We start from the raw sequence: 25183 nt of genomic DNA, 5'->3' as shown, positions 1-25183 counted from the left end.
TTCCGAGTGGTGGCGCCGGTCAGGTGCCCCAGGTGATGCCGAGGCCGAGCTTCTCCGCGACCTCGTGGGTGCGCTCGACGGACCAGCGGTCGCCGACCGGTGCGTCGGCCCCCATGTGCACGGGGTATCCGCCCTCCAGGAAGAAGCGCTCGAATCCGCCGGGGCAGGTGAGCACGTAAAGGTCGGCCGTCTCGCTCTCCACCAGATACGAATGCGGAATTCCGCGCGGCAGGAAGAGCACGCTGCCGCCTTCGAGGAGTTCGGTGCGGTCGCCCACCGTGGCGCGCACACCACCGCTCCCGATCATGAAGATCTCGTCCTCGAGCGTATGGATGTGGCTCGGGGAGCGCTCGCCGAGCTTCGCCGCGAAATGCGTCATTCCCATGGCGCCCCGGGTCTGTTCGGCCGTGAGCTTCACGGTGACCAGGGAGCCCTTCCCCCAGAGCCGCTGCACTCCGTCGCCCGGTTTGAGAACGGCCGGCAGAACGCCGTCCTCGCCGAAGGGGAGTTCTTCCCGCCCGTACGGCGCTGTCGTCATTACTCCTCCAGATCCCTTGCGGTGCGCTGCAGCGCCCGACCGGCTGGTTCCGAGCGTTCCCCAGTAAACCGGGCACCGGCAAGACAACTGAGCCCAATCCGTCAAGTGGCGGTGGGCAGCGAGGAGTTCACGCTGCGCAAGGCCGGAAACGGATTGGGCTCTGCTTTTTTATTCGGTTGTGCCGGGGGCGGAGGAGGATGCGCCCCGGTTGAACGGGGCGTGGCTACTTGGCGCCTTGTACGGCTCGTTCGCGGTAATCGCAGTACAACTTCGCGGGGTCGCCGAAGTAGTCCCAGGGAAGGGAGCCGACGCATCCGTCGACCGCACGGAATTGTTCGAGGGCTTCCGCGTGGCGCTTCTGCTGCACCAGGAAGAAGGCGAGCAGGTGGCGGACCTCGGCCAGGCGCGGGTGGTCGGGGCGGACGGCCGGGAGGTCGGCGAGCACGGCGTCGGTCATGGCCGCGACTTCGGGGGTGCGGTAGTGCTTGGCGCTGAGCGGCCGGTCCAGGTGCTCGAAGTGGGCGATCAGCCGCAGGGCGGGCAGCAGGGTGCCCGCGGGGGCGCCGGCGGCGGCCTTGTCCGCGAACGCGCGGGCAAGCTCCTCCGAGCCGTGCCACTTCGCGCACCAGTACTGGAGGGCGCCGTAGTGCGCCTCGAAGTGGAACGGCGCCCGGGTGGTGATCTCCGCCCAGAGCTCGTCGACGTAGGCGTGCGGATAGCCCAGGCCGAGGCCGGCCCAGAGGTCGGAGACGTGCGGGGACGGGTCCTCGGCGTCGAGCTCCATGGCCAGGGCGATGTCCTCGCGGGCCCGCAGCAGGACGCGGTGGAAGGCCTCGAACTGCTCGGCCGAGGTGTCCTTCGCGTAGCCGCTGCCCCTGAGCTTCCCGGCGAGGAAGACGGTGGAGCGGGCGCGGACGGCGGCGGCGCCGGGGTCTCCGGGGCACGCGGCCTGCCAGGCCGTCAGCCACGCGTCCTCCTCCGCCGCCACGTGCGCGAGGGCGATGACGAGCGCCGTGCGGCGCTCCCAGTCGCGTCCGATGGCGGCCATGGCCCGGGCGGCGGGCTCCCATGCGCCGTGCTCCGCCGCCTCCCGGGCGCCGTCGATCTGCGGGTCGTGGGTCAGCCGCTCCGTGTCCTGCCGGTCCTGCGGGAGGAATCCGAGGGCGGCGGCCTCCTTGGACAGGCCCGGTGCGGAGGAGGCGGCGGAGCCGGGCCGGCCGGCGGCGTTCCTGCGGGATCTGTACCAGAAGAAGATGCCGAGGGCTATGACGAGGAGGGGCAGCAGTCGTGCCACGGGGGTTCGGCTCGATTCGTGTGAGGGGGGTGGGGGGTCGGCCGGCGGGGCGTCAGGCGGGTGAGGCCTGCGGCAGCAGCCGGCGCAGTGGTGCGGTGTCCGGGACGTCGGCGACGAGCGCCTCCAGGGCCGGCTGCAGCCAGGTGTCGTACCCGTCCGGCAGGCGCAGGCGCGCGCTCTCGGCCCAGGACATCTCCCACCAGGCCATCCGCGCGTCGGCGAGCTCCAGCAGCACGAGGCTGGAGAGGGCGTCGAGCAGGGCGGGGCGCAGGAATTCGCGCGCGGCACGCCCACTGGCCTGCTCGGCCGTCCGCGACTTGGGGAGGCCGTCGGCTATCCGCCACAGGGCGCCGCGGTCGGCCGCGTCCAGGAGGGCGTGGAGGCCGGTGTGACCGCCGGTGACCCGGGCTAGGGCGTGGCGCAAAGGTGCGGCGTCGGCCTCGTGGCGGGCGCGGATGCCCAGGTGGACGAGCTCGGGCCAGTCCGCGCGGCGCATGTGCAGGGCCTCTTCGGTGAGGGTGGCCGCTTCGAGCTCGGCGAGGACGCGCCCGGGGTCGTGCAGGAGGGCCAGGGCGGGCCCGGCGGGGTGTGCGCCGCGGCCGTCGTCGGGCAGGGCCTCGATGAGGCGGATCCGCTCGGCGGTCGGCGGGTGCGCGTCGTAGGGGGAGGGCTCCTCCGCGGGGAGGTCGCGGCGCAGCTCGTCGAGCTCGGCCTGGCGGGCGGGTTCGGCGAGGAGCCGGGCCAGGCCGCCGTGGAACTGGCCGTACGGGGGCAGGAGGCCGGCGGGTATGCCGCAGGTGGCGTACCGGCGGAGGTAGAAGTCGTGGGCGGCGGCCAGGACCGCGGTCTCGCGGAGGGCGGAGGCGGTGGCGTCGCGGCCGGCTATCCGCACGGCGAGCCGGTCGGCGGCGAGCTCCTGGCGGCGGCCGTCGCTGCGGGTGGCCCGCAGGGCGAACAGGCCGTAGGCGGTGAAGAGCCTGCCCATGCGGCGGTAGGTCCACCCGGCGCCGGAGGTATTGATCTCCTTGGCCTTCCGGCCCTTGCGCACGGCCTTGGCGGCGGCCTTCTCCTGCCGCAGCCGCTCCTTCTCGGCCTGCTGCTCGGCCCTCTCCGTGAAGGCGTTGACGGTGCGGGCGATCGCGTGGCGGCCGCGGGCGGTGATGGCGGACAGGCGGGTGTCGGCATGGCCGTAGTGGCCGAACTCATGGGCCAGGACGGCGCGCAGCTGCGCCTCGTCGAGGCCGGTCATCAGGGGTGTGCCGAGGTAGAGCCGGCGGCGGCCGGGCAGGAGCCCGAGCATGCGGGCGTTCTCGGTGACGGCGGCGTTGACGTCGCCGGTGAGGAGGATCTCGTCGGGCATGCGGGTGCCGGCGGCGCCGGCGACCTCGCGGACGGCGGCCCACAGCCGCGGCTGCTGGGCCTCGCTGACGGAGAGCCCGTCCTCGCCGTCGTCCTTCGGTGTGCGCAGGAGCAGCATTCCCCGGACGACGGGGAAGGCCAGCAGCACGAGGACGGCGGTGATTTTGAGGGCGAGGAGGTTTACGCCCCGCCAATAAGCGGCGGCACCGATTCCGGCGAAGACGCCGAGCACGGCAAAGCACAGGAGATAGAAACCCGCGAGCAGAACGAGTGCACGCAGGGCACGCAGAAAGACGCCCATGGGGCAGGAGCCCTCACACAGAAAGAAAAAGGGGGGTGGTCGATGCGGTGGGGGGAGAATGATCAGTATGCCGCAAAGGGTTTCACATCGGCAAAAACTTTTTTAAATGCGGCGACGGCGGCCCGCGGGGGCCGCCGTCGTCCGGAAATGCCGGTGGGTCAGGCCCACGCCTCCGGGCGGGCGTCGTGGAGGGCGGGGTCCTCGGTGGCGGGGCGGGCGCGGAGTTCGGACGGCGTGGCGCCGTTGGACGGGTAGAGGAGGCGGCCGATCGCGTAGGGCTCGGCGTAGGTGGTGACCAGGCGGCGGACCGTGGCGGGGTCGGCCGTCACCGGGAAGCGGCGCCGGTCGGCGTCCGCGTCATCCGCGCTGGGGTCGGGGTCGGTCAGGGTCGACCACATGTCCTCGGCAGCGCTGATGAGCTGGTCGAGTTCGTCGCGGACCCCCTGCCAGGCGCCTTCGCGCACCGCCTCGTCGATGCGGGAGAGGGTGCCGAGGACGCTGGCGTAGTCCTCGGCCAGCTGGTCCTCCTGGGGAGACGGGGCAAGGGTGTTGGCGACTGGCTCGGTGGTGTACACGGCACCTCCACGCAAGGGGAAACGGTTCAAGGCCGGGGCGGATGCGTACGAAACCCCCGCCCCGGCATCGTCGCGCGCCGCGGGGCCGGCCGCGGCTCTCTACCGTCACCGGTCGGCTATATATCACTCGCACGGGCGAGCGGAGCGGCCGGCCGCGGCGGGCGGGTGGCCCGGGCCAGCCCCAGCGCGGCCACCGTGCAGACCGCCGCCATGCCGCACAGCACCAGGGGCACCGCCCGCACGCCCGACAGCTCGATCGCCCTGCCCAGGGCCGGTCCCGCGGCGACGCCGCCCACCATCGACGCGGCGATCACGTAGGCCGCGGCGCGGCGGGCGGTGGGGACGGCGCGGCCCAGCCACGGCAGGGCGGTGGGGAAGACCGGCGCGATGAACAGGCCCACGCCGGCGTAGGCGTAGGGGGCGAGGCCCGGCAGGGCAGCGGCCGCCGCGCAGAGCGTCATGCCGGCGCAGCTGACGACGACGATCACCGGCTCGGACAGGCGGACGGCCAGGGGCACGACCAGGAACCGGCCGGCCGTGAGCATCAGCCAGTAGACGGAGGTCGCGGAGGCCGCCGCGGAGGCTCCGTAGCCGACGGTTTCGAGGTGGGTGGGCTCCCAGCCGCCGACGCCCGCCTCGACGCCGACGTGCACCACGTACAGCAGGACGAACGCGCCCAGGAGCACCACCGCCCGGCCGGGCCGGCGCCCGGGGGCCCGCGGCGGGCCGCCGGGGCCGCCGGCCGCGCCGGCCGGGTCCTTGTCGCCGACGCCCTTCAGGAAGAGGACGAGGGCGGCGGCGAGGGCGGCGAAGACGAGGAAGACCACCGGGTAGCGGTCCGGCCCAAGGAGGCCGATCAGGGCGGGGCCGGCGACGGCGCCGATGCCGAAGTGGGCGTTGAGGACGTTGAGCATGGCGGTGCTGCGGCGGCCGAAGCCGACGGCGAACAGCTGGTTGAGCCCGTAGTCGATGCCGCCGAAGCCGAGGCCGGTGACGAGCGCGGCCACGAGGGCGACCGGCCAGACCGGGGCGAAGGCGAAGGCGGCGCTGCCGAGGGCCATGAGCGCGTAGGAGGAGCCGAGGAGCACGCGGTTGCCAGTGCGCCCGTGGACGCGGTTGAAGAGCAGGACGCCGGTCACGCCGCCGACGAAGTGGGCGCTGAGCGCCAGCCCCGCGGCGGAGGGCGACAGGCCGAACTCCTCGCGCAGGGCGGGGATCGCGGGCCCGTACAGGGACTGCAGCGCGCCGATGAGGACGAAGCCTGTGCAGGAGGCGGCGACGGCGGCCGGGGTGAACATCGGGGCGGCGCTCCGGCCGCCGTGCTGCGCGGAGGCGGGTGCCCGCGTGGCCGGGTCGGTCACGGGCATCCCGCCCCGGCGTCCAGGAAACGTTCGGCGATCTCGTGGGCGAACGCCATGACGGTGCCCTGCGGGCTGATGCCGGTGACGCCCGGCAGGACACTGGCATCGCACACCCGCAGCCGCCGGAAGCCGTGGGGGCGGCCGTGCCCGTCGCAGACGCCGCCGCGTTCCGGCAGGCCCATGCGGGCGGACGCCATGCCGTGGACGGACACCAGTTCCCAGTCGGCGGGGCGCACGCGGCGGCAGAACTCCCCGGCCTCCGCGGGGGTGTGCAGGGGGTGGGCGCCGGCCACGGGCGGGATCAGCTCCCGTGCCCCCGCGGCGAAGAGCAGCTCGCTGGTGCGCCGGAACGCCTCGCGCAGCCGGCTGTGGTCGGCGGACGTCATGCCGTGCCGCAGGAGCAGCCCGCCCCGCGGCAAGGCCCGCAGCCGGGCCTTGCCCTGCAGCCGGACCTGCGTCGTGTACGACCCGAGCAGGCCGAAGGCGGCGAGGAGGCGGTCGAGGAGCTGCGGGGGACGGCTCGCGAGGGCGGCGGCGAGCGTGCCGGGGGTGACGTTCGACGGCATCATCAGCACTCCGTCGTCGGCGAACTGGTGGACCTGCGCGGTGAAGATGGTGCCCCGGTCGGCGTGGACGGGCTCGTCGAAGCGGGCGACGGTCCGGAGGTTAACGTGCAGGGACAGCTCGCGCCCGGCCGTCTCCCGGTGGATGCGGCTGCGCTGCAGCAGCGCGGGCGTCTGCAGGGGGCCCGCGGCGAGGAAGACCTCGCGGGCGCGGTGGACGAGCGTCCGGCCGCCGGGCCCCGCCGCGAGGACGCCGCGGACCTCGCCGTCCTCGTGCAGGATCCGCAGGACGCGGGTGCCGGGCACGATGCGCGCGCCGTGGGCCTCGGCCTCCGGGAGGTAGCTGACGGCCATGCTCTGCTTGGCGCCGCCGGGGCAGCCGGTGGTGCAGCGGTTGCGGTGGAGGCAGCCGCGGACGGCGCGGCGGGAGGGCTGCCAGCGCCAGCCGAGGCGCTCGGCGCCGGCCGCGAGCAGCCGGGAGTCGTGGTTGCCGTCCCCGTGCGGCTGGGCGGCGACGCCGAGGCGGCGGGCGACGGCCGCGAGGTGCCCGGCGAGGTCGGCGGCCCGGTATCCGCCGATGCCGGCTTCCGCGGCCCAGCGGTTGAGCAGGGCGGGCGGGGGGTCCCACAGCAGCCCGCCGTTGACGACGGTGGTGCCGCCGACGCAGCGGCCTTCGCCGTAGGCGAGGGTGGGCGTGCCGAAGACGGGGGTCAGGCCGCCCTGGCGGTAGAGGCGGCGCATGTTCTCGGCGGGCGTGGCGGCGGCGATGCGGTCGGTGCCGACGCGCGGGCCCTCTTCGAGGACGGTCACCTGCCGCCCGGCGGCCGCCAGCTCCCGCGCGACGACGCTGCCGCCGGCGCCGGACCCCACGACGAGGACGTCGCTGTCCCGTGTGTGCGCCCCGTGTACGGACCGGAGGCTCACCGGCTCGCCCCCGCGGGTGCGGTCGGCCGCGGTGCGGGGCGGCCGTCGAGCGCGCCGAGCAGGGCGAGCGCGGTGCCGGAGCGCACGACCTCCGCGAAGCCCGGCAGGGCGGCCAGCCGCTGCATGCCGCGGCGGCCCTCGGCGGCGGAGGCGCCCCGCAGCCCGCGCCCCGCGACGACGAAGAAGGCCGCGGGCAGCAGGCGCAGGGCGAGGGCGTAGCCGGCCCGGTAGGGCAGCGGGAGGGTGCTCAGGGTCTCGGTCACGTGGGTCTCGGCGGCGGTGCGGGCCCGGGGGTCGCCCAGGCAGGCGTACTGCCGCAGCCAGTACGAGCGCAGGCCGCTCGCGCGCAGTGCGCCGCGGATCATCCGGTCACCTTCTCTTTGAGGAATGCGGCCAGCAGCCGGGCCGCGCCCTTGGCGAGGACCGCGTCCAGGGCGTTCAGGAAGGCGGTCGTCTCCTCCTCGCCCGCGACCAGGGGCGGTGAGACGACCAGGGCGATGTCGCGGTTGGAGCCGAAGAAGGTCAGGATCCCGTGGTCGCGGTACAGGGCGGCGATCACGGCGGCGGTGAGCAGCTTGGGCACGGCCCGGGGGTCGCGGGCGGCCGCGGGGAGCGCGGTGCGGATGCGGTCCGGGATGCCCGGGCCGGGCCGCAGGAAGACGCCGTGGAGCGCGCCGCGGCCGGTGGTGGAGGCCACGAGGCGGGGGTGGCGCTCGGCGATGCGGGCGAGGCCGGCGGACAGCAGCTGGTCGAGTTTGCGGGCGCGGCCGGGGAAGTCCTCCTCGACGGCCACGGAGACGGCTTCCAGCGCGGTGGCGGTCTCCTCGCCGAATCCGTAATAGGTGGTGCTGTGCAAGGTGGCGTCGCTGAGGTTGTCGTAGGCCTTCCGGAAGACGGGTTCACGGGCCACGTACCCGGAGATGGAGGATTTCCCGCCGCCGAAGGACTTCGACATGGTGAGGACGTCGGGGACGAGGCCCGGGCAGCGCATGAAGTGGAAGAGCTCGCCGGTCTTGCCCCAGCCGGTGTACACCTCGTCGAAGACCAGGACGATGTCCTGTTCGGTGCACAGCCGCCGGACTTCGCGCAGGAATGCGGGCGGGCTCTCGCGGAGGGCGGAAGCGCTGAACGGTTCGAGGACGACGGCGTAGACGTCGCTGCGGCCGGTGGCGTCGCGGTGCCGTTCCAGGGCCAGTTCGAAGGAGGCGAGGTCGCCGAAGGCGAAGGAGTCGGTCCCGGGGATCCGCGGGAATTCGAAGTGGATCTCGGGCGAGGCGGTGAGGCTGCCCGCGCCGAGCAGTTTGCCGTGGAAGGCGATGTCGGTGTGCAGGACCGTGCCGCGCCGCCCGCCGTGGTATTTGTACGCGAGTTTCACCGCGCCTTCGACCGCCTCCGCCCCGGAGTTGGGGAAGTAGCAGATGTCGAGGTCGCCGGGGAGCAGTGCGGCCAGGTTGTGGCTGAGGGCGGCGACGTAGGGCGAGAAGTAGTTCTTGTGGACCTCCATGCGGCGGCGCTGCCGGAAGCGGTCGCGGGCGGCGAGGATGCGCGGGTGGTTGTGGCCGTGGTTGAGGACGCCGATGCCGCCGGTGAAGTCGAGGATGCGCCGGCCGTCGCGGAGGGTGATCCAGGCCCCTTCGGCGCTGTCGACGAGGTCGCGGCCGAAGCCGAAGGAGCCGATGAGCGAGACCTGGCTGCGGCTGACGTACTTCTCGTAGAGGGCGTGGACCTGGTCGATGCCGAGGTGTTCGGCCTGGTCGAGCGAGATGAGTTCAGGCATGGGCGTCCTCGTGCTCAGGCATGGGTGTCCTCGGGGAAGGTGTGCCGGTCGCCGGGTTCGGTGCGCAGCCGGTCGGCGATCAGGCGCCCGGCGCGGCGGCCGTCCCGGACGGCGTAGTTGGTGCCGCGGTCCTCGGGGAAGACCTGTGCCATCCCGGCGAGGTGGAGGCCGGTCACGCGGCTCTGCACCGGGGGCATGACGCGGGTGTAGCCGGGGGTGATGACGGGCTGGGCGTGGTCGGCGCGCCACACGTGGTGGGCGTCGACCCAGCTGCGGTCGAAGCCGGGGAACATCCGCCGCAGGTACGGCAGGCTGTGCTCGAACACCTGCTCGTCGTCCATCCGGTACAGCTCGGCGTCGGCCGGGAGGTACTTGGAGAGGTAGACGATGTGCCGGCCGCCGTAGCGGGCCGGGTCGTCCATGTTGGTGTGCTCGATCACCCCGACGTAGGGGAAGGACGGGTCGTTGACGTTGAGCCAGTAGGTGTCCGAGAGGGGACGGTTGTTCTCCAGGACCAGGCAGATGTTGGCCAGGTAGCGGATCCTGCGCAGTTGCCGGAGGAGGGGCGGCACGGAGGGGTGGGTGTCGCTCTGCTCCTCCAGCATCCCGGCCGCCAGCTCGGGGGCGACGGTGAGCAGCACGCGGCGGGCGGGGAGGAACTCCCCGTCGCCGGTGCGCACGCCGGTGACCCGGCGCCCGTCGGTGACGACGCCCCGCACGGGGGTGTCCGTGCGGATGTCGACGCCGTGGTCGGCGAGGCGTTTGCGCAGGGCGGTGAGCAGGACGTCGCTGCCGCCGCGCAGGTAGTAGAGGGTCTCGCTGCCGGAGCGGGTGCGGCTGCCGCCGCGCAGGTGCAGCTTGGTCCACATCCAGGTGGCGCCGACCTCCGCCGCGTGGTCGCCGAACTTCCCCTCCAGCAGGGGCCGCCAGACGACGTCGTAGACCCGGCGGCCGCCGAGGGAGACCAGCCACTCCTCGGCGGTGCGGTGCTCCAGCAGGCGCCAGTCCCGCACGCGCTGGGCGCGCACGGTCAGCAGGCCGAGCCGGAGCCGGTCGACGAGGGGCAGGGGGGCGAAGCGCAGCAGGTCGAGGGGTTTGGACAGGCGGTAGACGGAGTTGGCGTAGTACATGCCGGTGCGTGTCAGGTGGGGTTCCATCAGGTCGGATATGCCGAGCCGGGCGCAGAGCCGGAGCATTTCCTCGTCGGAGGCGAACCAGTGGTGGTAGAAGCGTTCGAGGCGCCGCTCGCCGACCGTGAAGGTCCCCGCGAGGCCGCCGATGTCGGGGTCGCGTTCGAGGAGCTGCACGGAGTGGCCGAGCTCCGCGAGCTCCAGGGCGGCGGACAGGCCGGTGAATCCGGCGCCGACGACGATGACGTCCGTGTGCATCACGCGACCTCCTCGACCGAGGCGAGGACGGCCCCGGGAATGGTGCTCCGTATCCGTTCCCTGATCACGTAGGCGGGCCGGCTCTGCCCCTGCCGCAGGACGGCGTGCAGGTACTCCCCCACCACGCCGACCGCCAGCGACTGCGCGCCGAACAGGGCCAGGGGCAGGGCCTTGGGCCGCCCCCGGCGGGTCAGCGCCATGACGAGCGCGCCAGCGAGCGAGACCGAGCCCGTACAGAGGGGGATGCGCAGCGGCAGGGCGGATCCGCTGGTGAGGAAGGCGCTGCGGGAGAGGGAGAGCATTTTCGGCAGGGTGTATTTGGAGGCCCCGGCGGCCCGCGGCTCCCGCTGGTATTCGATCGCGGTCTCGGGAAAGCCCGCCCAGCTGACGGCGCCGCGCAGGAACAGCTCCCGGTCCGTCAGCCCGGTGAGCAGGTCGACGACTTCCCGGTCGAGGAGCCGGAAGTCCCCGGTGTCGAATGCCACGGGATGGTCGGAGAGCCTGTCCAGGAGCCGGTAGAAGGCGAAGGCCGATAAGTTCTTGAAGGCGGTCTCGCCGTGTCTCGCGGTGCGCCGTGCGGAGACCACGCGCCAGCCCTGGCGCCAGCGCGACACCATTTCCGGGATGATTTCGGGAGGGTCCTGCAGATCGGCATCGAGGAGGACGACCGCATCTCCCCGGGCCTCCTTGAGTCCGCCGAGGCAGGCCGCCTGGTGGCCGAAATTCCGGCTGAACCGGACCGCGCGCACCATCGGGGACTCCCGGGTGAACGTGCGGATGAGATTCCAGGTGGCGTCGGCGCTGCCGTCGTCCACGTAGATGACCTCGTAACGGACGCCTTCCGCGGGGCGCAGGGCGCGGGCGATGCGGTCGTGGGTACGGCCGAGGACCGCTTCTTCGTTGTAACAGGGGAGAACGACACTGATCAGCCGTGTCGTGGGGGACGGAGTGCCGGTCTGGCTGGCGGGCATAGACCTCTCCTGTGCCGGGAGCCGGTTATCGCCGTGCTTCTTTTCTGCCGCGCATTCAGATACTTTCCCCTTGCACCAATCGACGGTAGCCGACGGCGGAGCGGGCGGGCAAGATCCCCGCAACGCGGCTCCGGAGCCGGTAAATCGTGCCTGCCCGAGCGTATTTCCCGGGTGGCGCAGTGCCGGATGCGGCGCCCGCGCCCGGGCCCGAGACTTGAGCCAGGCCCCGGCCGGACGCAGCCTGGAGGAGGAACGGCGCATGCCCCGCGACCCGCGCCCCGCAGCCGCCGCCACGACCCCCCTGGGGATGGGCCGCCGGGCCGTCCTCGCGGGAGCCGCGGGGCTCGCCCTCGGCGCGTCCGGGTGCGGGACCGCGCCCCCGCGCAACGCCATGGGCAGCGGCCCGCCGACACCGGCCGCCCGGCTCCCCCGCCCCGCGGCCTGGCGCCCCGCCCCCGCGGACATCCGGCCCGACGTGAAGCTGCGCGCCGTCCGGCTGGTCGAGGCCCTGGGCACCTGGGGGCGCGGAGCCGGAGGCACGGAGAAGGCGCGGGAGCGGGTGGCGGCGCTCGGGCTGCCGCCCGGGCTCGCCGGGCAGGCCGGCCCGCTGCTCTCCGCAGCGGACGAGGCCGTCGTGCAGGTGGTCGACGCCCAGTACGGCGGGATCCTGGCCGACTCCGCGAGCGTGCTGGTGGTGTGCCGGCAGTGGACGCGCGAGGGCGGCGGGCCCGTGGTGACGGGCGGGACGACCGTGGACGTGCGCCTCGCGCAGGGGGCGACGGCCGGTGCTCCCTGGTCGGTGGGCGGGCTGCATCCGGCGGATCCGGGCCCCGCCGCCGGTTCGCTGCCGGAGGCGGCGCGCCGGGTGCTGGCCGAGCGGCGGATCCGGCTGCCCGCGGCGGCCGAGGCCGACATCCGCAACGGGGGTGTGCACGCCGCCGTGCTCCGGTCGATGCTGAAGCTGGCGGAGCGCTACCGCTTCGACGTCAGCGTCGTGCGCTCGGGCCACCCCCTGAACGTCTTCGGCACCGACCGGCCCAGCGACCACCCGCCGGGCCGGGCGTTCGACGTGTGGCGCATCGACGACCGGGCGGTGGTCGACCCGGCGACGCCGCGCGCGCTGGTCGAGGCGTTCATGCGCGATGCCGTCGCCACCGGCTCGTACAACGTCGGGGGCCCGGTCCTGCCGGCCGGCGGGAGTCCGGGGCGGCCGTTCTTCTCCGACGACACCCACCACGACCACGTGCACGTCGGCTTCGGCAGCTGACGCAGGGCGCGGCAAGAGGAGGCCCCGTGACCGTCGAGTACATCCGCTACCGCATCGGCGATCCCGAGCGGCGCGCCGCCTTCGAGAAGGCGTACGCGGCCGCCGCCGAACACCTGTACGCGGCCCCGCAGTGCCTGGGCTACGAGCTCGCGCACGGGGTGGAGGAGCCGGACCGGTTCGTCCTGCGGATCGAGTGGACGTCCGTGCACGACCACGAACACGGGTTCCGGGAAGGGCCGCACTTCCGGCCGTTCTTCGCCGAGATCCGCCCGTTCGTGGACGACATCGAGGAGATGAAGCACTACGAGCGGACTCTCGTCGTCACCAAGGGGAGGGCGTAGGCCTCGCGGATCCGGGCGGCGCGCTCCCCGAGGGGGTCAGTCGACGCAGGGGACGCCGCCCATCTTCACCGGCGGGCCCTGGAAGGAGTCGGAGGAGACGGGGGCCGAGCCGCCGCCCTTGGCGTCGTCACCGCCGCCACCGCCACCGCCGCCGCCCGAGCCCTTCGAGCCACCCGGACCGCCGCCCTCGTGCTGCGGACCGGCGACCGGCGCGCCGCCGCCCTGCCCCTCCTTCCGCTCCTCCTTCTGCCCGGTCATCGCCCTGACCAGGGACCTGACCTTCTCCGGGTCGACGAGGTTGACCGCCTCTCCCTTGCGGTTGGCGAACCCCTCGATGGGCAGCGTGTGGAACTCGGCGTTGCCCCCGGTGAGGTTGGGGGCCTGCCGGGCGAAGTCGAGGATGTTCCAGCGGTTGTCGATGACGACGTCCTTCTTGATCACGTCGAACAGCCCCTGCAGCTTGCCGAAGTCGCTCCACACGCCCTGCTCCTTGAGCTTGTGCGTGACGGACGACAGGAACGCCTGCTGGCGGTGGGTGCGGTCGAGGTCTCCGCCGGGCAGGCCGTGCCGCTGCCGCACGAAGGACAGCGCCTGGCGGGCGTCGAGCTCCTGCAGCCCGGCGGGGAAGTCCGCGCCGGAGTACCGGTCGCGCACGGCGTGCTTGAGGCACACCTGGACGGGCTGGACCACCTTGGCGATGTCGTAGAAGCCGAGCAGGTTGACCTCGGCGAAGTGGTCGATGGGCACGCCGAGGAAGCGCTGGACCGTGGCCAGGGTGGCCTCGCGCCCCGCTTCGCGGCCGCGGTGCTCCAGGTCGGCGCCCTTGACGCCCTGGGCGGACAGCTTCTCCTCGGCCTCGGCCTTGGCGATCCCGTACGCCTCCTTGATCTTGTGCTCCCCGCGCCCGCCCGCGATCTCGACGTAGTCGTCGCGCGGTATCGAGAAGGCCGTCACCTTGCCGCCGCCGGCCGGGATGTGCATGAGGATCAAGGTGTTGGTGTTGTAGCCGCCGATGTCGCTGGAGCCGGCGTGCAGTTCGTCCTGGACGAACTCCTTGGGCAGGTCCTTGCCGTTCATGTCCTTGCGGCTGTCGAGGCCGATCAGGAGCAGGTTCACCGCGTCGCCGCGCCCCCGCGGCGCGCCGTCGCGCAGGGCGTCCAGGGCGCTGGAGGTGTTCACCCCGCGGTCCAGCCAGTGGTACGCGCACCAGCCGACGCCGCTGGTCAGCATGACGGCCGCCGAGGTGAGGCAGATCGCGATGCGGACCGCGCGGCCGGGCCGCAGGGGGCGCCCGGCGCGGCGTCTGCGCGGTGCCGGGCGGGCGGCCGGGCGGCCGCGGCCGGCGCCCGGTGAGCGGGTCCGGCCGTCGGGCCGGGAGGGCTCGCGGCGGTACGGCTCACGCATGACAGGCCCTCCGTCCCCGGCGGGGGCGGAAGGTCCGCACGGCCAGGACGAGAGCCGCCGCGACCTCCGCCGCCGCCATGGCGGGGAACGTGTCCAGGGCCCAGTGCAGCGCCGCGGCGAGCGTGCCGCCGTGGCCGGCCGGGGCCGCGACCAGCTGTGCGCCGACGGCCACCGCGGCGATCACCAGGGGCGGTGCGGCCGGCACCCACCACGTGTGGGCGCGGGCGCACAGCACCGCGGCGAGGGCGGCGGCGGCCGCGGCGGAGAGGGTGAAGATCCGGCCGAGGCCGGCTCCGGTCGCTTCGTCCACCACGGCGCCGGCCAGGAGCAGCGCTCCCGGGGCGAGCAGTGCCGTGCCGGCCCGCCGTGTCCGCTTCCCTGGCGTCTCCGTCCGCCTACGGCCCATACGTGCTCCCCATCGGTCCGGCCGCCGCGCCCGCGACGACCTCGCAACTTTCACAGTTGCGCAATATAGCAAGTGTTATTTCCGGACTGCCGCGCGGATGCCGGGCGGGCGGCCGGAGGGGGGCGAAGTGTCCACGGCCGGCGCCTCCCGGGAACGTATCGTCTCATTCGCCCGGACCGTACCAATAACAGTGGTTCAAAGGGGAGTTGGCGCGGAAAATATGAATTCCCCGGAAAAATTCCATGTGAACGACCGGATCGCAGAAGGGTGGGCCATGACACTCGACCCCAAGCGCCTCCTCCCCCGCACCGCCGCGGCCGCGCTCCTCGGCGCCGCCGCGCTCTCCCTCGCCGCGGCCCCCTCGGCCGCCGCGGCCGCCGCGGCCGCCGAGGGGGCGATGGCGATCAGCACCCCCGGCCGTCCCGTCCGCGCCGGGCAGGCCCTGCGCATCAGCGGGGACGGCGACGACGACCGGGCCCGCTACCTGCGCGCCTGCGTCCAGGAGCGGGCGCTCGGCGCGGCCGCCTGGCGCACGGCAGGCTGCGGCCGGACGGTGTCCTCGGGGTCCGGGGCGACGGTCGAGGCGAGCGTGCGGGCGCGGCACCGGGGCGCGCTGCAGCTCCGCGGCGTGCTCTACGGCCTGGACGCGCCCGGCGACCGGCATCCGGACGTGGTGCGCAGGTCACCGGTCCGCATGGTCCGCATCCACTGACGGCGCGGCCGGTCAGGCGTTGAGGTAGGCGAGGACGGCGAGGACGCGGCGGTTGCTGTCGCTGTCCTGCGGCAGCATGAGCTTGGCGAAGATGTTGGAGATGTGCTTGGCCGCCGCGCCCTCGCTGATGGTCAGGCGCTGCGCGATGGCCATGTTGGAGCAGCCCTCGGCCATGAGCTCCAGGACGTGCCGCTCGCGCGCCGTGAGGGCGCCGAGGGGCTCGTCGCGCGCGTGGCTGACCATCAGCTGGGCGACCACCGCGGGGTCCATGGCGGTGCCGCCGGCCGCCACCCGGCTGATGGCGTCGATGAACTGGTCGTTGTCGAAGACGCTGTCCTTCAGCAGATAGCCGATGCCGCCGGTGCCGTCGGCCAGCAGCTCCCTGGCGTACATCTGCTCGACGTTCTGGGAGAGCACGAGGATCGGCAGTCCCGGGATGTCGCGGCGGGCCTGCAGCGCGGCCTGGAGGCCCTCGGTGGTGAACGTCGGGGGCAGCCGCACGTCCACGATCGCGATGTCGGGCCGGTGCTCGGCGAGGGCCGCGGACAGGTCGCGGCCGTTGTCCACGGCGGCCACGACCTCGAAGTCGTAGGCCTCCAGGAGCTGGATGAGCCCCTGCCTCAGGAGGAAGAGGTCTTCGGCGAGGACAACGCGCACGGTATCTCCATTTTCGTCACGGTCGGACCGCCCACGGGGCTGCTGATGTCCAGGGTTCCGTCGAAGGCCGCCAGGCGGCGGCGGATGCCGTGCAGCCCGGTGCCCCCGCCGAGGTCGGCGCCGCCGCGGCCGTCGTCGGCGACGCGGGCGTGCAGCACGTCCCCCTCGTGCCGGAGCGCGATCTCGACGCGGTCCGCCCCGGAGTGCTTGAGGGCGTTGGTCAGCAGCTCCGACACGGAGAAGTACACGGCGGACTCCACCGGCGCCGGCAGCGGGCCGGGGACATCCGCTTCCACCGCGACCTCGAGCGGGCTGTCGATGCCCAGGGCGCGCACGGCGTCGGCGAGGCCGCGCTCGGCGAGCACGGGCGGGTGGATGCCGCGGACGAGGTCGCGCAGCTCCCTGAGCGCGAGGACGGAGGACTCGCGCGCCTCGCGCAGCAGCCGACGCGCCTCCTCCGGCTTGCGGTCCATGGTCCGCTCGACCGCCCCGAGGGTGAAGCCGAGGCCCACGAGCCTGGCCTGGGCGCCGTCGTGGAGGTCGCGTTCGATGCGGCGGAGCTCGGCCGCCTGTGTGTCCAGCGCGGTGCTCCGGGTCTCGGCCAGGTGCCGCACGCGGGAGGCGAGCACGGTGCGCTCGGCCGGGCCGAGGAGGAAGCGGGTGAAGTAGGCGTGCGCCTTGAGGGCCGGCCGGCTCACCCACAGCCAGGCGAACAGCAGGCCGCCCGCGGCCGCCAGGGCCAGGAGGGCGCTCGGCCAGCTGTCGACGGTGATGAAGCAGTACCACCGGCCGCTGCCGTTCGCGTCGAGGATGGGCTGCCAGAGGCCGGCGCCCACCGCGAGCCCTTCGAGGGCGTAGTAGAGGACGGCGGCCGGCACCAGGCCGATCATCCCGGCCGCGGTGTTGAGCAGCAGCCACAGCAGGTCGCGCCAGGTGGCGGGGTCTATGAGGATCCACTTGCAGCGGCGCATCCACCCCACGATGTCCTTCTCGAACTCCAGGGGTTCGGGGTGGTAGGGGACGGCGACCGGGACGCCCACCCGGCCGGCGGCGCGGCGGTTGAGGTTGCACAGCCACCGGACGCCCTTGGTGACGATCGGCAGCGCGACGGCGCCGATGCCGATGACGAAGAGGATCACGAAGTAGGCGGTGACGAGGAAGAGGGACAACGCCACCATCGATCCGGCCGCGATGGCCGCTCCGACCGCCATGTCGGCACCCGCGCGGCGGGCCCGGGCGCGCCATGCGCCGAGAGCGTCGGTCAAGGTCCCGGTCGTCCTCATCAGGATAGGTGGTCTTGGTGTCCGCATGCTAAGGGAAGCCGGCTCGCGTCCACAATGCGCCTATGTGGGCCGGTTGTTGGAGACGGGCCTTTCCCGGGCGGCTACGGGGGCACCGCCCGGGAAAGACGTCCGTGGGGAACGGCGGCCGGCCGGCCGCCGTCCGGTCAGGCGGGCTTGGTCACCGTCTCGATGGGCGGGGTGCGCATCCCGCGCCAGGAGGGCACCAGCGTCGCTCCGAAGATGAGGACCAAGGCTCCCCCGATGATCGCCAGGTAGATGCCGACGGATCCCTCGGGCATCGGAGTGCCGTTCTTGACGAGGCTGTACGGGACGATGGTCGTGGCGGCGGCGACGGTGCCGAGCGCGGTCCCGATGACGGCGACCAGGCCGCCTTCGACGCTCAGCATGCCGATCACCTGGCCGCGGGTGGCGCCGGTCAGCCGCTGGAGGCCGAACTCCCTGTTGCGCTGGCGGGTCACCGCCACCAGGGCGTTGATCACGGTGATCGCCGCGTAGCCGACGATCATGGCGACGATGGTGTAGTTCGCCGAGACCAGGATCTGCTGGATCTGGTTGTTCTGGCTCGTCAGCGAGGCGCGTCCGGCGACCTCGGCGCCGGGCTGGGCGGCCGCGAGCCGGTCGAGCTGCTGCCGGAGGGCGCCGCTGTCGGCGCCGGCATCGGCGCGGACCAGGATCTGCTCGGGCAGACCGGCGGTCGTGTGCGGGGCCAGGACCGCGGAGGGCAGCAGGAGGTACTGCTGCTTGGGGTTGTCGGGGAAGAGCGCGACGACCTTCGGGTCGGTGCGGGTGCCGTCGCCGAGGCGCACCGGCAGCGTGTCCCCGACGCGGACGCCGAACTTCTGCGCCTGCTTGTCCGACAGGGCCACCGTGTTGCCCCGCAGCCCGTCGAGCGAACCGGCGACGGGGGCGACCGCGAGGGTCTTGTCCGCATCGGCCCCGAAGACGCCGCGCAGGGCGATGTCGGAGCCGCCGTTCTTCTCGACCTTTCCGTCCGAGGAGACCAGTTCGGAGGCGCCGGCCACCCCGGGGAGGCCGCGGACCTGTTCGACGACGCCCGGGCCGAAGCCCCCGGCCGACGAGTCGACCACGTAGTCGGCGAGCACGTTCTTGGAGTAGCTGCGTGCGGAGACGCTGTCCTCCGTCGACTGCATGTAGAGGGTGCCGGTGGCGATGCCGATCAGCAGGATGATCGGGGCGACGGCGCCGGCCATGCGGACGTTGCGCGTCGCCGCGTTGTGCAGGGCGAGTTCGCCGGACAGGCCCGTCAGCAGCCGGACCGGCAGGCGCAGCACGGTCACGATCCCCTTGGTGATGCCGGGGGCCAGCAGGGCGAGGCCGATGGCGAAGAGGACGGAGGCGGGTCCGGCGGTGCTCGCGAGGGACGGGCCGTCCTCCATCACCGTGGCCGTGACGATCGACAGGAGGATGCCGTTGGCGAAGAAGAACAGGGCCAGCAGCAGCCGGGGCACGGTGAACCAGCGGGTCTGCAGCGCGCTCTCGGCGAGCGCGGCGACGGGCTTGGTCCGGGCGGCGCGCCGCCCGGCGAAGAGCGTCGCGCCCAGGGCCGCGGCGATGGCGGCCACCGCGCCGACGGCGACCGGGATCCAGCCCTCGCGGAAGGCGACCGCGTCCGACACGACGCCGTGCCCGGTCAACTGGCCGTAGAGCAGCTCGCCGAGGTACCGGCCGGGCAGGACCGCCAGAACGGTGGCCAGCACGGACAGCACGGCGGTCTCGCCGAGGATCATCCGGCGCACCTGCCGGGAGGTGGTGCCGATGGCGCGGAGCAGGGCCATTTCGTGCTGGCGCTGCTGCAGCGACAGCCCCAGGGTGGAGGCCACGCCGAACATCACGATGAGGATCGCCCAGCTGCCGAAGATCGACGCCAGGATGGTGACCGTCTGCTGGCTGGCCAGGGTGCCGGGCAGTTCGGCCAGCCCCCGCCGCTCGCCGGTGAGGACGGTGGCGCCGTCCCCCACCTTTGCTTCGACGGCCTTGCCGAGCGCGGCCGTGCTCGTGCCCGGCGCGGGCAGCACGCCGATGGAGTCGATCTTCCCGCCGGTCGCGGCCAGCCGCAGCGCCTCGGCGCCGGAGAAGAACACCGCCGGATCCGTGCCGTCGCCTCCGCCCTTGCGGTCCGCGATGCCGGTGACGACGTACTTCCGCGTGGTGCCGTGGGCGGCCAGGTCGACGCTCGAACCGACGGAGGCTCCCGAGCGGGCGGCCAGGCCGGAGTCGAGGACGACCTCGCCGTCGCGGGCGGGGGCCGCGCCTTGCTTGAGGGCATACGGGGTCAGCTGGGCGCTGTCCCAGTTGTGGCCGGCGGAGCCGGAGCTGCCGGCGACCGGCTTCCCGCCGGTGAGGACGGTCGCGGGGAAGGACACGTCGGGGACGGCCTGCCGGACCCCGGGAACCGAGCGGACGGTGTCGACCAGGCCCGGGTCGATGCGGTTGCGCTCGCTGAGCGCGGTGCCGTCGTGCTTCTGCTGGCCCGTCACCACGACCGGTGCGGCGGCGAGCCGCTGCGGCGGCGCTGCCATCCGGATGCCGGTCTCGAGAAGACCGCCGCAGCCCATGACGATCGCGGCGCCGAGGAACATCGCGAGGAAGGTGGCGATGAACCCCGTCTTACGGAACTTCAGCGTGCGGAAGACCAGGGACCACATCAGTGCAGCCCTCCGGCCACCGTCGCGGACGGCTCGCGGGTCTCGTCGTCCCAGGCGCCCAGGCGCGTCATCCGGGCGGCGACCGCCTCGGGCGTCGGCCGGTGCAGCTCGCCGACGAAGCGCCCGTCCGCGAGGAAGACCACGCGGTCGGCGTACGAGGCGGCCACGGGGTCGTGGGTGACCATCACCAGGGTCTGGCCGATGGCGGAGACCGACTCGCGCAGCAGGGCGAGCACCGCGGCGGCGGTCCGGGTGTCCAGGGCGCCGGTGGGCTCGTCGGCGAAGATGACGTCGGGCCGGGTGACCAGGGCGCGGGCGATGGCCACGCGCTGCTGCTGACCGCCGGAGAGCTGGCCCGGCAGGTGGTTGATCCGCTCGGCCAGGCCGACCCGGTTGACCACCATGAGGATCTGGTTCTTGTTCGGGCGCTTTCCGGCGAGCTTCAGCGGCAGCACGATGTTCTGCATCACGGTCAGCGCGGGCAGCAGGTTGAAGGACTGGAAGATGAAGCCGATGCGGTCGCGGCGCAGCTTGGTCAGCTGCACCTCGTCCAGCCCGGCGAGGTCCACGTCGCCGACCGTCACCGAGCCCGACGTGGGCTGGTCGAGGCCGGCGGCGCAGTGCAGGAAGGTGCTCTTCCCGGAGCCCGACGGGCCCATCACGGCGGTGAAGGTGCCGGTGCCGAAGGACATGCTCAGTTCCTTGAGCGCGGCCACCTCGTTGTCGCCCTTGCCGTAGATCTTCCGGACCGCTTCCAGCCGCACCGCGGTCGTTGATCGCACGTCTTCTCGTGTGTGCACCGAGACTCCCCCACCGGACTGTCACGCACCCCGCGTGACCTGGTGACAACGCTAGGAGCCGGGCGGGTTCGAAAGAATGACGCTGAAGGGTGTCTTGGGGGTAGAGGTTTCTCTACCTCCCGGCACCCGTTTCCTCCGTCTGCCGAGTTCAGTCAGCGTGGTTCCGCCAGGGGGCGAGCCTCGGTAGCGTCAACAGCGATGCGGGCCGCCGCACGGGCGGTGCGGACCCACGAGGGCGCCCGTCCAGTCGCGTCCCAGCCGGGAGGATCCATGGTGTTGCATTCGATTCGCCGAACGGCCCGCCGCACCGGCGGTGAACGGCCGCCGCAGAAGGCGGTGGTGGAGGGCTTACGGGCCGAGCCGGATCTGATGGCCAAGGTCCTGCCCGACGGCCGGCTGGACCTGTTCTCGCCGCGCACGGGCATCCGGCACCGGTGCGGGCCGCTGGGCACGTCGATGTGGATCGCCCTGCAGCAGAACGACTGGGACCCCGGGCGTGCGGCGGCGGAGCTCGCCCCGCTCTGGGGCGGCGACGAGGAGGGGATCCGCGCCGAACTGAACGGGTGGGTGGGCGAGTTCCTCGCCGCGGGCCTGCTGACCATCCGGCCGCACTGACGCGCACAGGCGTTGTCCGGCACCGCGGATCGCGGTACCGGACAACGCCTGTGACGTCTCGTCAGCCGTGGAGGGGGCAGTCGCCGAGAGAGGACAGCCAGTCGTCCACGGCCGCGGCGGTGGAGGCGGCCGACTCCTCCAGGATCGTGAAGTGGGTGCCCGGCACCTCGCGGAGCACGTGCGCGCCGTCCCAGGTGGCGCGCCAGTCCTCCGTGCCCGCTCCGGTCGCGAAGGACTCCGCCGGCCGGACGAAGAGGACGGGCGCGGACAGCGCACCGGGCAGGCAGCCGGTGATGAGGTCGCTGTAGCGGCTCATCGCGGCGAGCCGGGCGGCGCTGAACCGGCCGAAGGAGGACTCCCGGTCCAGCATGCCGTGGAACATCTGGCGCCAGAGCTCGTCCTTGCCGTCGCCGGGCAGATAGGTGTCCAGCAGGACGACGGCCCGCGCCGGGGTGCCCGCCTTCTCCAGCACCTCCGCGGTCGCGTGGGCGAACTGCCCGCCCGAGGAGTAGCCGACCAGGACGAAGGGCTCGCCCGCGGCGGCGGCCCGCACCTCTTCGGCGAACACCTCGACGGCCGCGTCGACCGACAGGGGCAGGGCGTCGCCCTTGCCGAAGCCCGGCACGGCAGGCACGACGACCTCCCGGCGACCCCGGAAACGGGCCGCGAAGCGCGCGTACTGCTGGGCGCCGCCGAGGGCCATCGGCGAGGGGAAACAGATCAGCTTGGGGCCCTCGCCGCCCCGCGCGAGGCGTACGGGCTGCTCCAGCGCGCCCAGTTCGGCCGCGGAGGAGAAGCCGGGCAGGATCTCGGCGACGGCGTTGAGCAGGGCCATCCCCTTCATCATGTTCCCGCCGGCCGCCGCGCGGCGCAGCAGGCCGCTGACCGACTCGGACTCCGCGTCCTCCTGCGCGGCGGGCGCCCGGCCTCCGTCGGCGAGCCTGGTGCGCAGATGGGCGGCGAGCGCGGCCGGGGTGCCGTGCTCGAAGACGACTCCGGCCGGCAGGGTCAGCCCGGTCGCGCCGGCGAGCGCGTGCCGCAGCTCCGTGGCCGACACCGAGTCCATCCCGGCCTCCAGGAACCCGGTCTCCGGGTCGACCTCCTCGGGGCCGGCATGGCCGAGCACGGCGGCCGTGCGGGCCCGTACGAGGCCGGTCAGCAGCTCCTCCTGCCCGGCCGGGCCGGCGGCCGCCAGCCGGTCCCGCAGGGGTTCCGCACCCACCGGCTCCTCCGCGGCCGCGGGCTCTTCCGGGGTGGTCAGGGCACCGACGGTCAGGGGGACGTCCGCGGCGAGCCAGTACCGCCGGCACCGGAAGGCGTACGAGGGCAGGGGCGCCGTCGCCGTGCCGGGGTACAGCGCCCGCCAGTCGGGGGCGAGGCCGTCCGCGTACAGCTGTGCCACGCCCTGCGCCAGCACCACCGCTTCCTCGCCCTGCCGCCTGCCCAGGGGGACGAAGGTCCTCTCCGGGGCGCTCTCCCGGGCCATGCCGGTCAGGACGGCGTCCGGCCCCAGCTCGGCGAAGCGGGTGGCGCCGGCGTCCGCGAGGGCCCGTACGCCGGCCGCGAAGCGGACCGGCTCGCGCACGTGGCGGACCCAGTACGCGGGATCGGACAGCAGGCCCTTCTCCGCCGGCCGCCCGGTCAGGTTCGACACGACGGGGATGCGCGGCTCGTGGTAGGTCACGCTCTCGGCGACGGCGCGGAAGCCGTCGAGCATGCCGTCCATGAGCGGCGAGTGGAAGGCGTGCGAGACCTTGAGCCGCTTGGTCCTCCCGAAGCCCTGCGCGATCCGCAGGACCTCGTCCCGCTCACCGGAGATCACCACTGAAGCGGGGCCGTTGACGGCCGCCAGGGCCACCCGGTCGGTGAGCAGCGGGAGGATCTCCTCCTCGCCCGCCCGGACCGCGACCATCGCCCCGCCCGCGGGCAGGGCCTGCATCAGGCGGCCGCGGGCCGCGACGAGGGTACACGCGTCCTCCAGGGTGAGGACGCCCGCGACGTGCGCGGCGGCGAGCTCGCCGATCGAGTGCCCGGCGAGGAGGTCGGGGCGGATCCCCCACGACTCCAGCAGCCGGAAGAGGGCGACCTCGTAGGCGAAGAGGCCGGTCTGCGCGTGCAGGGTCTGGTCGGCCCGGTCCGCGTCCGTGCCGGAGAGGACGCCGGAGAGGCCGGTGCCGAGCGCATCGTCCACCGCGTCGAAGGCCTCGGCGAACACCGGGTGGGCCGCCCGGAGCCCGGCGCCCATGCCGAGCCGCTGGGCGCCCTGCCCGGTGAAGAGGAACGCCGTGCGCCCGCCCTTGCGCGCGGTGCCCTGCACCACGGCGGGCGAGCTCTCGCCGGCGGCCAGGGCCCGCAGACCGCGCAGCAGCTGGGCGCGGTCGGTGCCCACGACGGCGGCGCGGTCGCCGAGGACGGCGCGCCGGGTGCCCAGCGAGCGGGCGACGGCGGCGGGTTCGAGCTCCGGCCGCGCCTCGGCGTACGCGTGGAGGCGCTCGGCCTGGGCGGGCAGGGCCTGGCGGCCGCGGGCGGACAGCGGCCAGATCAGGACGGGCGGCACGGGGCCGGACTCCGGCTGCTCCGGGGCGGGCTCGGCCGGGGCTTCCTCGATGATGGTGTGGGCGTTGGTGCCGCTGATGCCGAACGAGGAGATACCGGCCCGGCGCGGACGGCCTTCGGCCCGCGGCCACTCGCGCGCCTCCGTCAGCAGCTCCACGCTGCCCGCGGACCAGTCGACCTGCCGTGAGGGCTCGCCCACGTGCAGGGTCCTGGGGAGCACGCCGTGGCGCATGGCCTGCACCATCTTGATGACCCCGGCGACGCCCGCGGCGGCCTGCGTGTGACCGATGTTCGACTTGACGGAGCCGAGCCACAGGGGCCGGTCGGCCGACCGCTCCTGGCCGTACGTGGCGAGCAGCGCCTGGGCCTCGATCGGGTCCCCGAGCGTCGTGCCCGTGCCGTGGGCCTCCACCACGTCCACATCGGCCGCCGCCAGCCCCGCGCTCTCCAGCGCCTGGCGGATCACCCGCTGCTGCGACGGGCCGTTGGGGGCCGTCAGACCGTTGGACGCGCCGTCCTGGTTGACGGCGCTGCCCCGGACGACGGCCAGCAGGCGGTGGCCGTTGCGGCGCGCGTCCGACAGCCGCTCCACGACGAGGACGCCGACGCCCTCGGCGAATCCGGTGCCGTCCGCGCCGTCGGCGAAGGACTTGCACCGGCCGTCGGGCGAGAGCGCCCCCTGCCTGCTGAACTCGACGAATGTGCCGGGCGAGGCCATGACCGTGACCCCGCCGGCCAGCGCGAGGGTGCACTCGCCCTGGCGCAGGGACTGGGCGGCCAGGTGGAGGGCGACGAGCGAGGACGAGCACGCGGTGTCGATCGACAGCGTCGGCCCCTCAAGGCCCAGGGTGTACGCCACCCGGCCCGAGACGATGCTGCCCGAGCCGAAACTCCCGAAGTAGTCGTGGTACATCAACCCGGCGAACACACCGGTCCTGCTGCCCTTGAGCGAACCCGGATCGATGCCCGCGCTCTCCAGGGCCTCCCACGAGCCTTCCAGCAGCAACCGCTGCTGCGGGTCCATCAGCAGCGCCTCGCGCGGGCTGATCCCGAAGAACCCCGCGTCGAACTCCCCCGCATCGTGCAGGAACCCGCCCTCGGCGGTGTAGCTCCGGCCCTCGGTACCGGGTTCCGGGTCGTGGAGGGCGGGGTCCCAGCCGCGGTCGGCGGGGAAGCCGGTGATGCCGTCCCCGCCCTCCGCGACCAGGTCCCACAGCTCCTCCGGCGAGCGCACGCCGCCCGGGTACCGGCATGCCATCCCCACGATCGCGATCGGCTCCCGCAGCGCGGCGGTCAGCTTGCGGTTGCGCTCCCGCAGCCGGTCGGCCTCCTTGAGCGAAGCGCGGAGCGCTTCGACCATCCTGGCGTCCGGTGTCTCGGGCTGAGCCACGTTCCCACTCCTTG

The 25183-nt window shown here is 73.7% G+C and carries 21 protein-coding genes; 4 read left to right on the top strand and 17 right to left on the bottom strand.

The window, feature by feature from the left end; genetic code table 11:
- Positions 1 to 19: 19 nt before the first annotated feature.
- The 10 genes from NQU55_RS01675 to NQU55_RS01630 all read right to left on the bottom strand — a co-directional run bounded on the left by NQU55_RS01675 (position 20) and on the right by NQU55_RS01630 (position 11051).
- Positions 20 to 538 carry a cupin domain-containing protein gene (locus tag NQU55_RS01675; RefSeq protein WP_240976205.1) on the bottom strand — a complete coding sequence of 173 codons (519 nt, stop codon included), beginning with the start codon at positions 536 to 538 and terminating at the stop codon, positions 20 to 22.
- Between the two features lie 223 nt (positions 539 to 761).
- Entirely contained in the window at positions 762 to 1832 is a 1071-nt protein-coding gene (locus NQU55_RS01670; RefSeq protein WP_168094503.1) for a hypothetical protein, read from the bottom strand.
- Positions 1833 to 1884: 52 nt separating this feature from the next.
- Positions 1885 to 3492, bottom strand: coding sequence for a M48 family metallopeptidase (locus tag NQU55_RS01665; protein WP_168094504.1), 1608 nt, complete (start codon positions 3490 to 3492; stop codon positions 1885 to 1887).
- Positions 3493 to 3650: 158 nt separating this feature from the next.
- Positions 3651 to 4067 (bottom strand): hypothetical protein, encoded by a 417-nt coding sequence (locus NQU55_RS01660; protein WP_168094505.1) that lies wholly within the window; start codon positions 4065 to 4067, stop codon positions 3651 to 3653.
- 116 nt (positions 4068 to 4183) lie between these two features.
- Positions 4184 to 5365: an MFS transporter gene (locus tag NQU55_RS01655; protein ID WP_168094510.1), complete on the bottom strand. Its 1182-nt coding sequence runs from the start codon at positions 5363 to 5365 to the stop codon at positions 4184 to 4186.
- A 59-nt stretch (positions 5366 to 5424) separates the two neighbouring features.
- Complete coding sequence (locus NQU55_RS36720) at positions 5425 to 6915, bottom strand: FAD-dependent oxidoreductase (RefSeq protein WP_168094506.1); 1491 nt, start codon at positions 6913 to 6915, stop codon at positions 5425 to 5427.
- Positions 6912 to 7280 carry a hypothetical protein gene (locus NQU55_RS01645; protein WP_168094507.1) on the bottom strand — a complete coding sequence of 123 codons (369 nt, stop codon included), beginning with the start codon at positions 7278 to 7280 and terminating at the stop codon, positions 6912 to 6914. The genes NQU55_RS36720 and NQU55_RS01645 overlap by 4 nt, the downstream gene beginning before the upstream one ends.
- Positions 7277 to 8692, bottom strand: a complete 1416-nt coding sequence (locus tag NQU55_RS01640; RefSeq protein ID WP_168094508.1) for an aspartate aminotransferase family protein — start codon at positions 8690 to 8692, stop codon at positions 7277 to 7279. Before NQU55_RS01640 ends, NQU55_RS01645 begins: the two co-directional genes overlap by 4 nt.
- A gap of 14 nt (positions 8693 to 8706) precedes the next feature.
- Positions 8707 to 10080: an NAD(P)/FAD-dependent oxidoreductase gene (locus tag NQU55_RS01635; RefSeq protein ID WP_256789514.1), complete on the bottom strand. Its 1374-nt coding sequence runs from the start codon at positions 10078 to 10080 to the stop codon at positions 8707 to 8709.
- A complete protein-coding gene (locus tag NQU55_RS01630; protein ID WP_256789476.1) occupies positions 10080 to 11051 on the bottom strand; it encodes a glycosyltransferase family 2 protein in 972 nt (323 codons plus the stop codon). The genes NQU55_RS01635 and NQU55_RS01630 overlap by 1 nt, the downstream gene beginning before the upstream one ends.
- 259 nt (positions 11052 to 11310) lie before the next feature.
- Between NQU55_RS01630 and NQU55_RS01625 the strand changes: the two genes are divergently transcribed.
- Together NQU55_RS01625 and NQU55_RS01620 are read left to right on the top strand one after the other, a co-directional pair.
- Positions 11311 to 12318 (top strand): hypothetical protein, encoded by a 1008-nt coding sequence (locus NQU55_RS01625; protein ID WP_240976494.1) that lies wholly within the window; start codon positions 11311 to 11313, stop codon positions 12316 to 12318.
- 26 nt (positions 12319 to 12344) lie between these two features.
- On the top strand, positions 12345 to 12659 hold the full coding sequence (locus NQU55_RS01620; protein ID WP_168093801.1) for a putative quinol monooxygenase: 315 nt from the start codon (positions 12345 to 12347) through the stop codon (positions 12657 to 12659).
- Positions 12660 to 12695: 36 nt separating this feature from the next.
- Here NQU55_RS01620 and NQU55_RS01615 read toward each other — a convergent pair whose 3' ends face one another.
- Complete coding sequence (locus tag NQU55_RS01615; protein ID WP_206329519.1) at positions 12696 to 14063, bottom strand: LCP family protein; 1368 nt, start codon at positions 14061 to 14063, stop codon at positions 12696 to 12698.
- Positions 14056 to 14469 carry a DUF6542 domain-containing protein gene (locus NQU55_RS01610; protein ID WP_168093800.1) on the bottom strand — a complete coding sequence of 138 codons (414 nt, stop codon included), beginning with the start codon at positions 14467 to 14469 and terminating at the stop codon, positions 14056 to 14058. The genes NQU55_RS01615 and NQU55_RS01610 overlap by 8 nt, the downstream gene beginning before the upstream one ends.
- 274 nt (positions 14470 to 14743) lie before the next feature.
- Between NQU55_RS01610 and NQU55_RS01605 the strand changes: the two genes are divergently transcribed.
- Positions 14744 to 15181: a hypothetical protein gene (locus tag NQU55_RS01605; protein ID WP_168093799.1), complete on the top strand. Its 438-nt coding sequence runs from the start codon at positions 14744 to 14746 to the stop codon at positions 15179 to 15181.
- 12 nt (positions 15182 to 15193) lie between these two features.
- Here the strand turns inward: NQU55_RS01605 and NQU55_RS01600 are convergent, their stop codons facing one another.
- The 4 genes from NQU55_RS01600 to NQU55_RS01585 all read right to left on the bottom strand — a co-directional run bounded on the left by NQU55_RS01600 (position 15194) and on the right by NQU55_RS01585 (position 20608).
- Positions 15194 to 15838, bottom strand: a complete 645-nt coding sequence (locus tag NQU55_RS01600; protein ID WP_168093798.1) for a response regulator — start codon at positions 15836 to 15838, stop codon at positions 15194 to 15196.
- Positions 15802 to 17121 (bottom strand): sensor histidine kinase, encoded by a 1320-nt coding sequence (locus tag NQU55_RS01595; RefSeq protein ID WP_372504600.1) that lies wholly within the window; start codon positions 17119 to 17121, stop codon positions 15802 to 15804. The genes NQU55_RS01600 and NQU55_RS01595 overlap by 37 nt, the downstream gene beginning before the upstream one ends.
- A 164-nt stretch (positions 17122 to 17285) precedes the next feature.
- The gene (locus NQU55_RS01590) at positions 17286 to 19808 is read right to left on the bottom strand and encodes an FtsX-like permease family protein (protein WP_168093797.1); all 2523 of its coding nucleotides are present in this window, start codon (positions 19806 to 19808) and stop codon (positions 17286 to 17288) included.
- Positions 19808 to 20608: an ABC transporter ATP-binding protein gene (locus NQU55_RS01585; protein WP_168093796.1), complete on the bottom strand. Its 801-nt coding sequence runs from the start codon at positions 20606 to 20608 to the stop codon at positions 19808 to 19810. Before NQU55_RS01585 ends, NQU55_RS01590 begins: the two co-directional genes overlap by 1 nt.
- Positions 20609 to 20878: 270 nt before the next feature.
- Here NQU55_RS01585 and NQU55_RS01580 point away from each other — a divergent pair, with 270 nt between their 5' ends.
- Positions 20879 to 21223 carry a PqqD family protein gene (locus NQU55_RS01580; RefSeq protein WP_240976493.1) on the top strand — a complete coding sequence of 115 codons (345 nt, stop codon included), beginning with the start codon at positions 20879 to 20881 and terminating at the stop codon, positions 21221 to 21223.
- Positions 21224 to 21284: 61 nt separating this feature from the next.
- On the opposite strand, the gene NQU55_RS01575 is transcribed toward NQU55_RS01580, so the two are convergent.
- The gene (locus NQU55_RS01575) at positions 21285 to 25169 is read right to left on the bottom strand and encodes a type I polyketide synthase (protein ID WP_256789474.1); all 3885 of its coding nucleotides are present in this window, start codon (positions 25167 to 25169) and stop codon (positions 21285 to 21287) included.
- Positions 25170 to 25183 lie beyond the last annotated feature (14 nt).

Origin of the sequence: Streptomyces telluris, assembly GCF_024519335.1 — a bacterium.
GTDB classification, from domain to species: Bacteria; Actinomycetota; Actinomycetes; order Streptomycetales; family Streptomycetaceae; genus Streptomyces; species Streptomyces telluris.
This window is presented reverse-complemented; position numbering and strand designations above follow the sequence as displayed.

Excerpts from the sequence above, each read along its gene's own strand:
- NQU55_RS01675 (WP_240976205.1), bottom strand. The coding sequence starts at position 538 with ATGACGACAGCGCCGTACGGGCGGGAAGAACTCCCCTTCGGCGAGGAC.
- NQU55_RS01665 (WP_168094504.1), bottom strand. The coding sequence starts at position 3,492 with ATGGGCGTCTTTCTGCGTGCCCTGCGTGCACTCGTTCTGCTCGCGGGT.
- NQU55_RS01655 (WP_168094510.1), bottom strand. The coding sequence starts at position 5,365 with ATGTTCACCCCGGCCGCCGTCGCCGCCTCCTGCACAGGCTTCGTCCTC.
- NQU55_RS01645 (WP_168094507.1), bottom strand. The coding sequence starts at position 7,280 with ATGATCCGCGGCGCACTGCGCGCGAGCGGCCTGCGCTCGTACTGGCTG.
- NQU55_RS01640 (WP_168094508.1), bottom strand. The coding sequence starts at position 8,692 with ATGCCTGAACTCATCTCGCTCGACCAGGCCGAACACCTCGGCATCGAC.
- NQU55_RS01635 (WP_256789514.1), bottom strand. The coding sequence starts at position 10,080 with ATGCACACGGACGTCATCGTCGTCGGCGCCGGATTCACCGGCCTGTCC.
- NQU55_RS01630 (WP_256789476.1), bottom strand. The coding sequence starts at position 11,051 with ATGCCCGCCAGCCAGACCGGCACTCCGTCCCCCACGACACGGCTGATC.
- NQU55_RS01625 (WP_240976494.1), top strand. The coding sequence starts at position 11,311 with ATGCCCCGCGACCCGCGCCCCGCAGCCGCCGCCACGACCCCCCTGGGG.
- NQU55_RS01615 (WP_206329519.1), bottom strand. The coding sequence starts at position 14,063 with ATGCGTGAGCCGTACCGCCGCGAGCCCTCCCGGCCCGACGGCCGGACC.
- NQU55_RS01610 (WP_168093800.1), bottom strand. The coding sequence starts at position 14,469 with ATGGGCCGTAGGCGGACGGAGACGCCAGGGAAGCGGACACGGCGGGCC.
- NQU55_RS01605 (WP_168093799.1), top strand. The coding sequence starts at position 14,744 with ATGACACTCGACCCCAAGCGCCTCCTCCCCCGCACCGCCGCGGCCGCG.
- NQU55_RS01595 (WP_372504600.1), bottom strand. The coding sequence starts at position 17,121 with ATGAGGACGACCGGGACCTTGACCGACGCTCTCGGCGCATGGCGCGCC.
- NQU55_RS01590 (WP_168093797.1), bottom strand. The coding sequence starts at position 19,808 with ATGTGGTCCCTGGTCTTCCGCACGCTGAAGTTCCGTAAGACGGGGTTC.
- NQU55_RS01580 (WP_240976493.1), top strand. The coding sequence starts at position 20,879 with ATGGTGTTGCATTCGATTCGCCGAACGGCCCGCCGCACCGGCGGTGAA.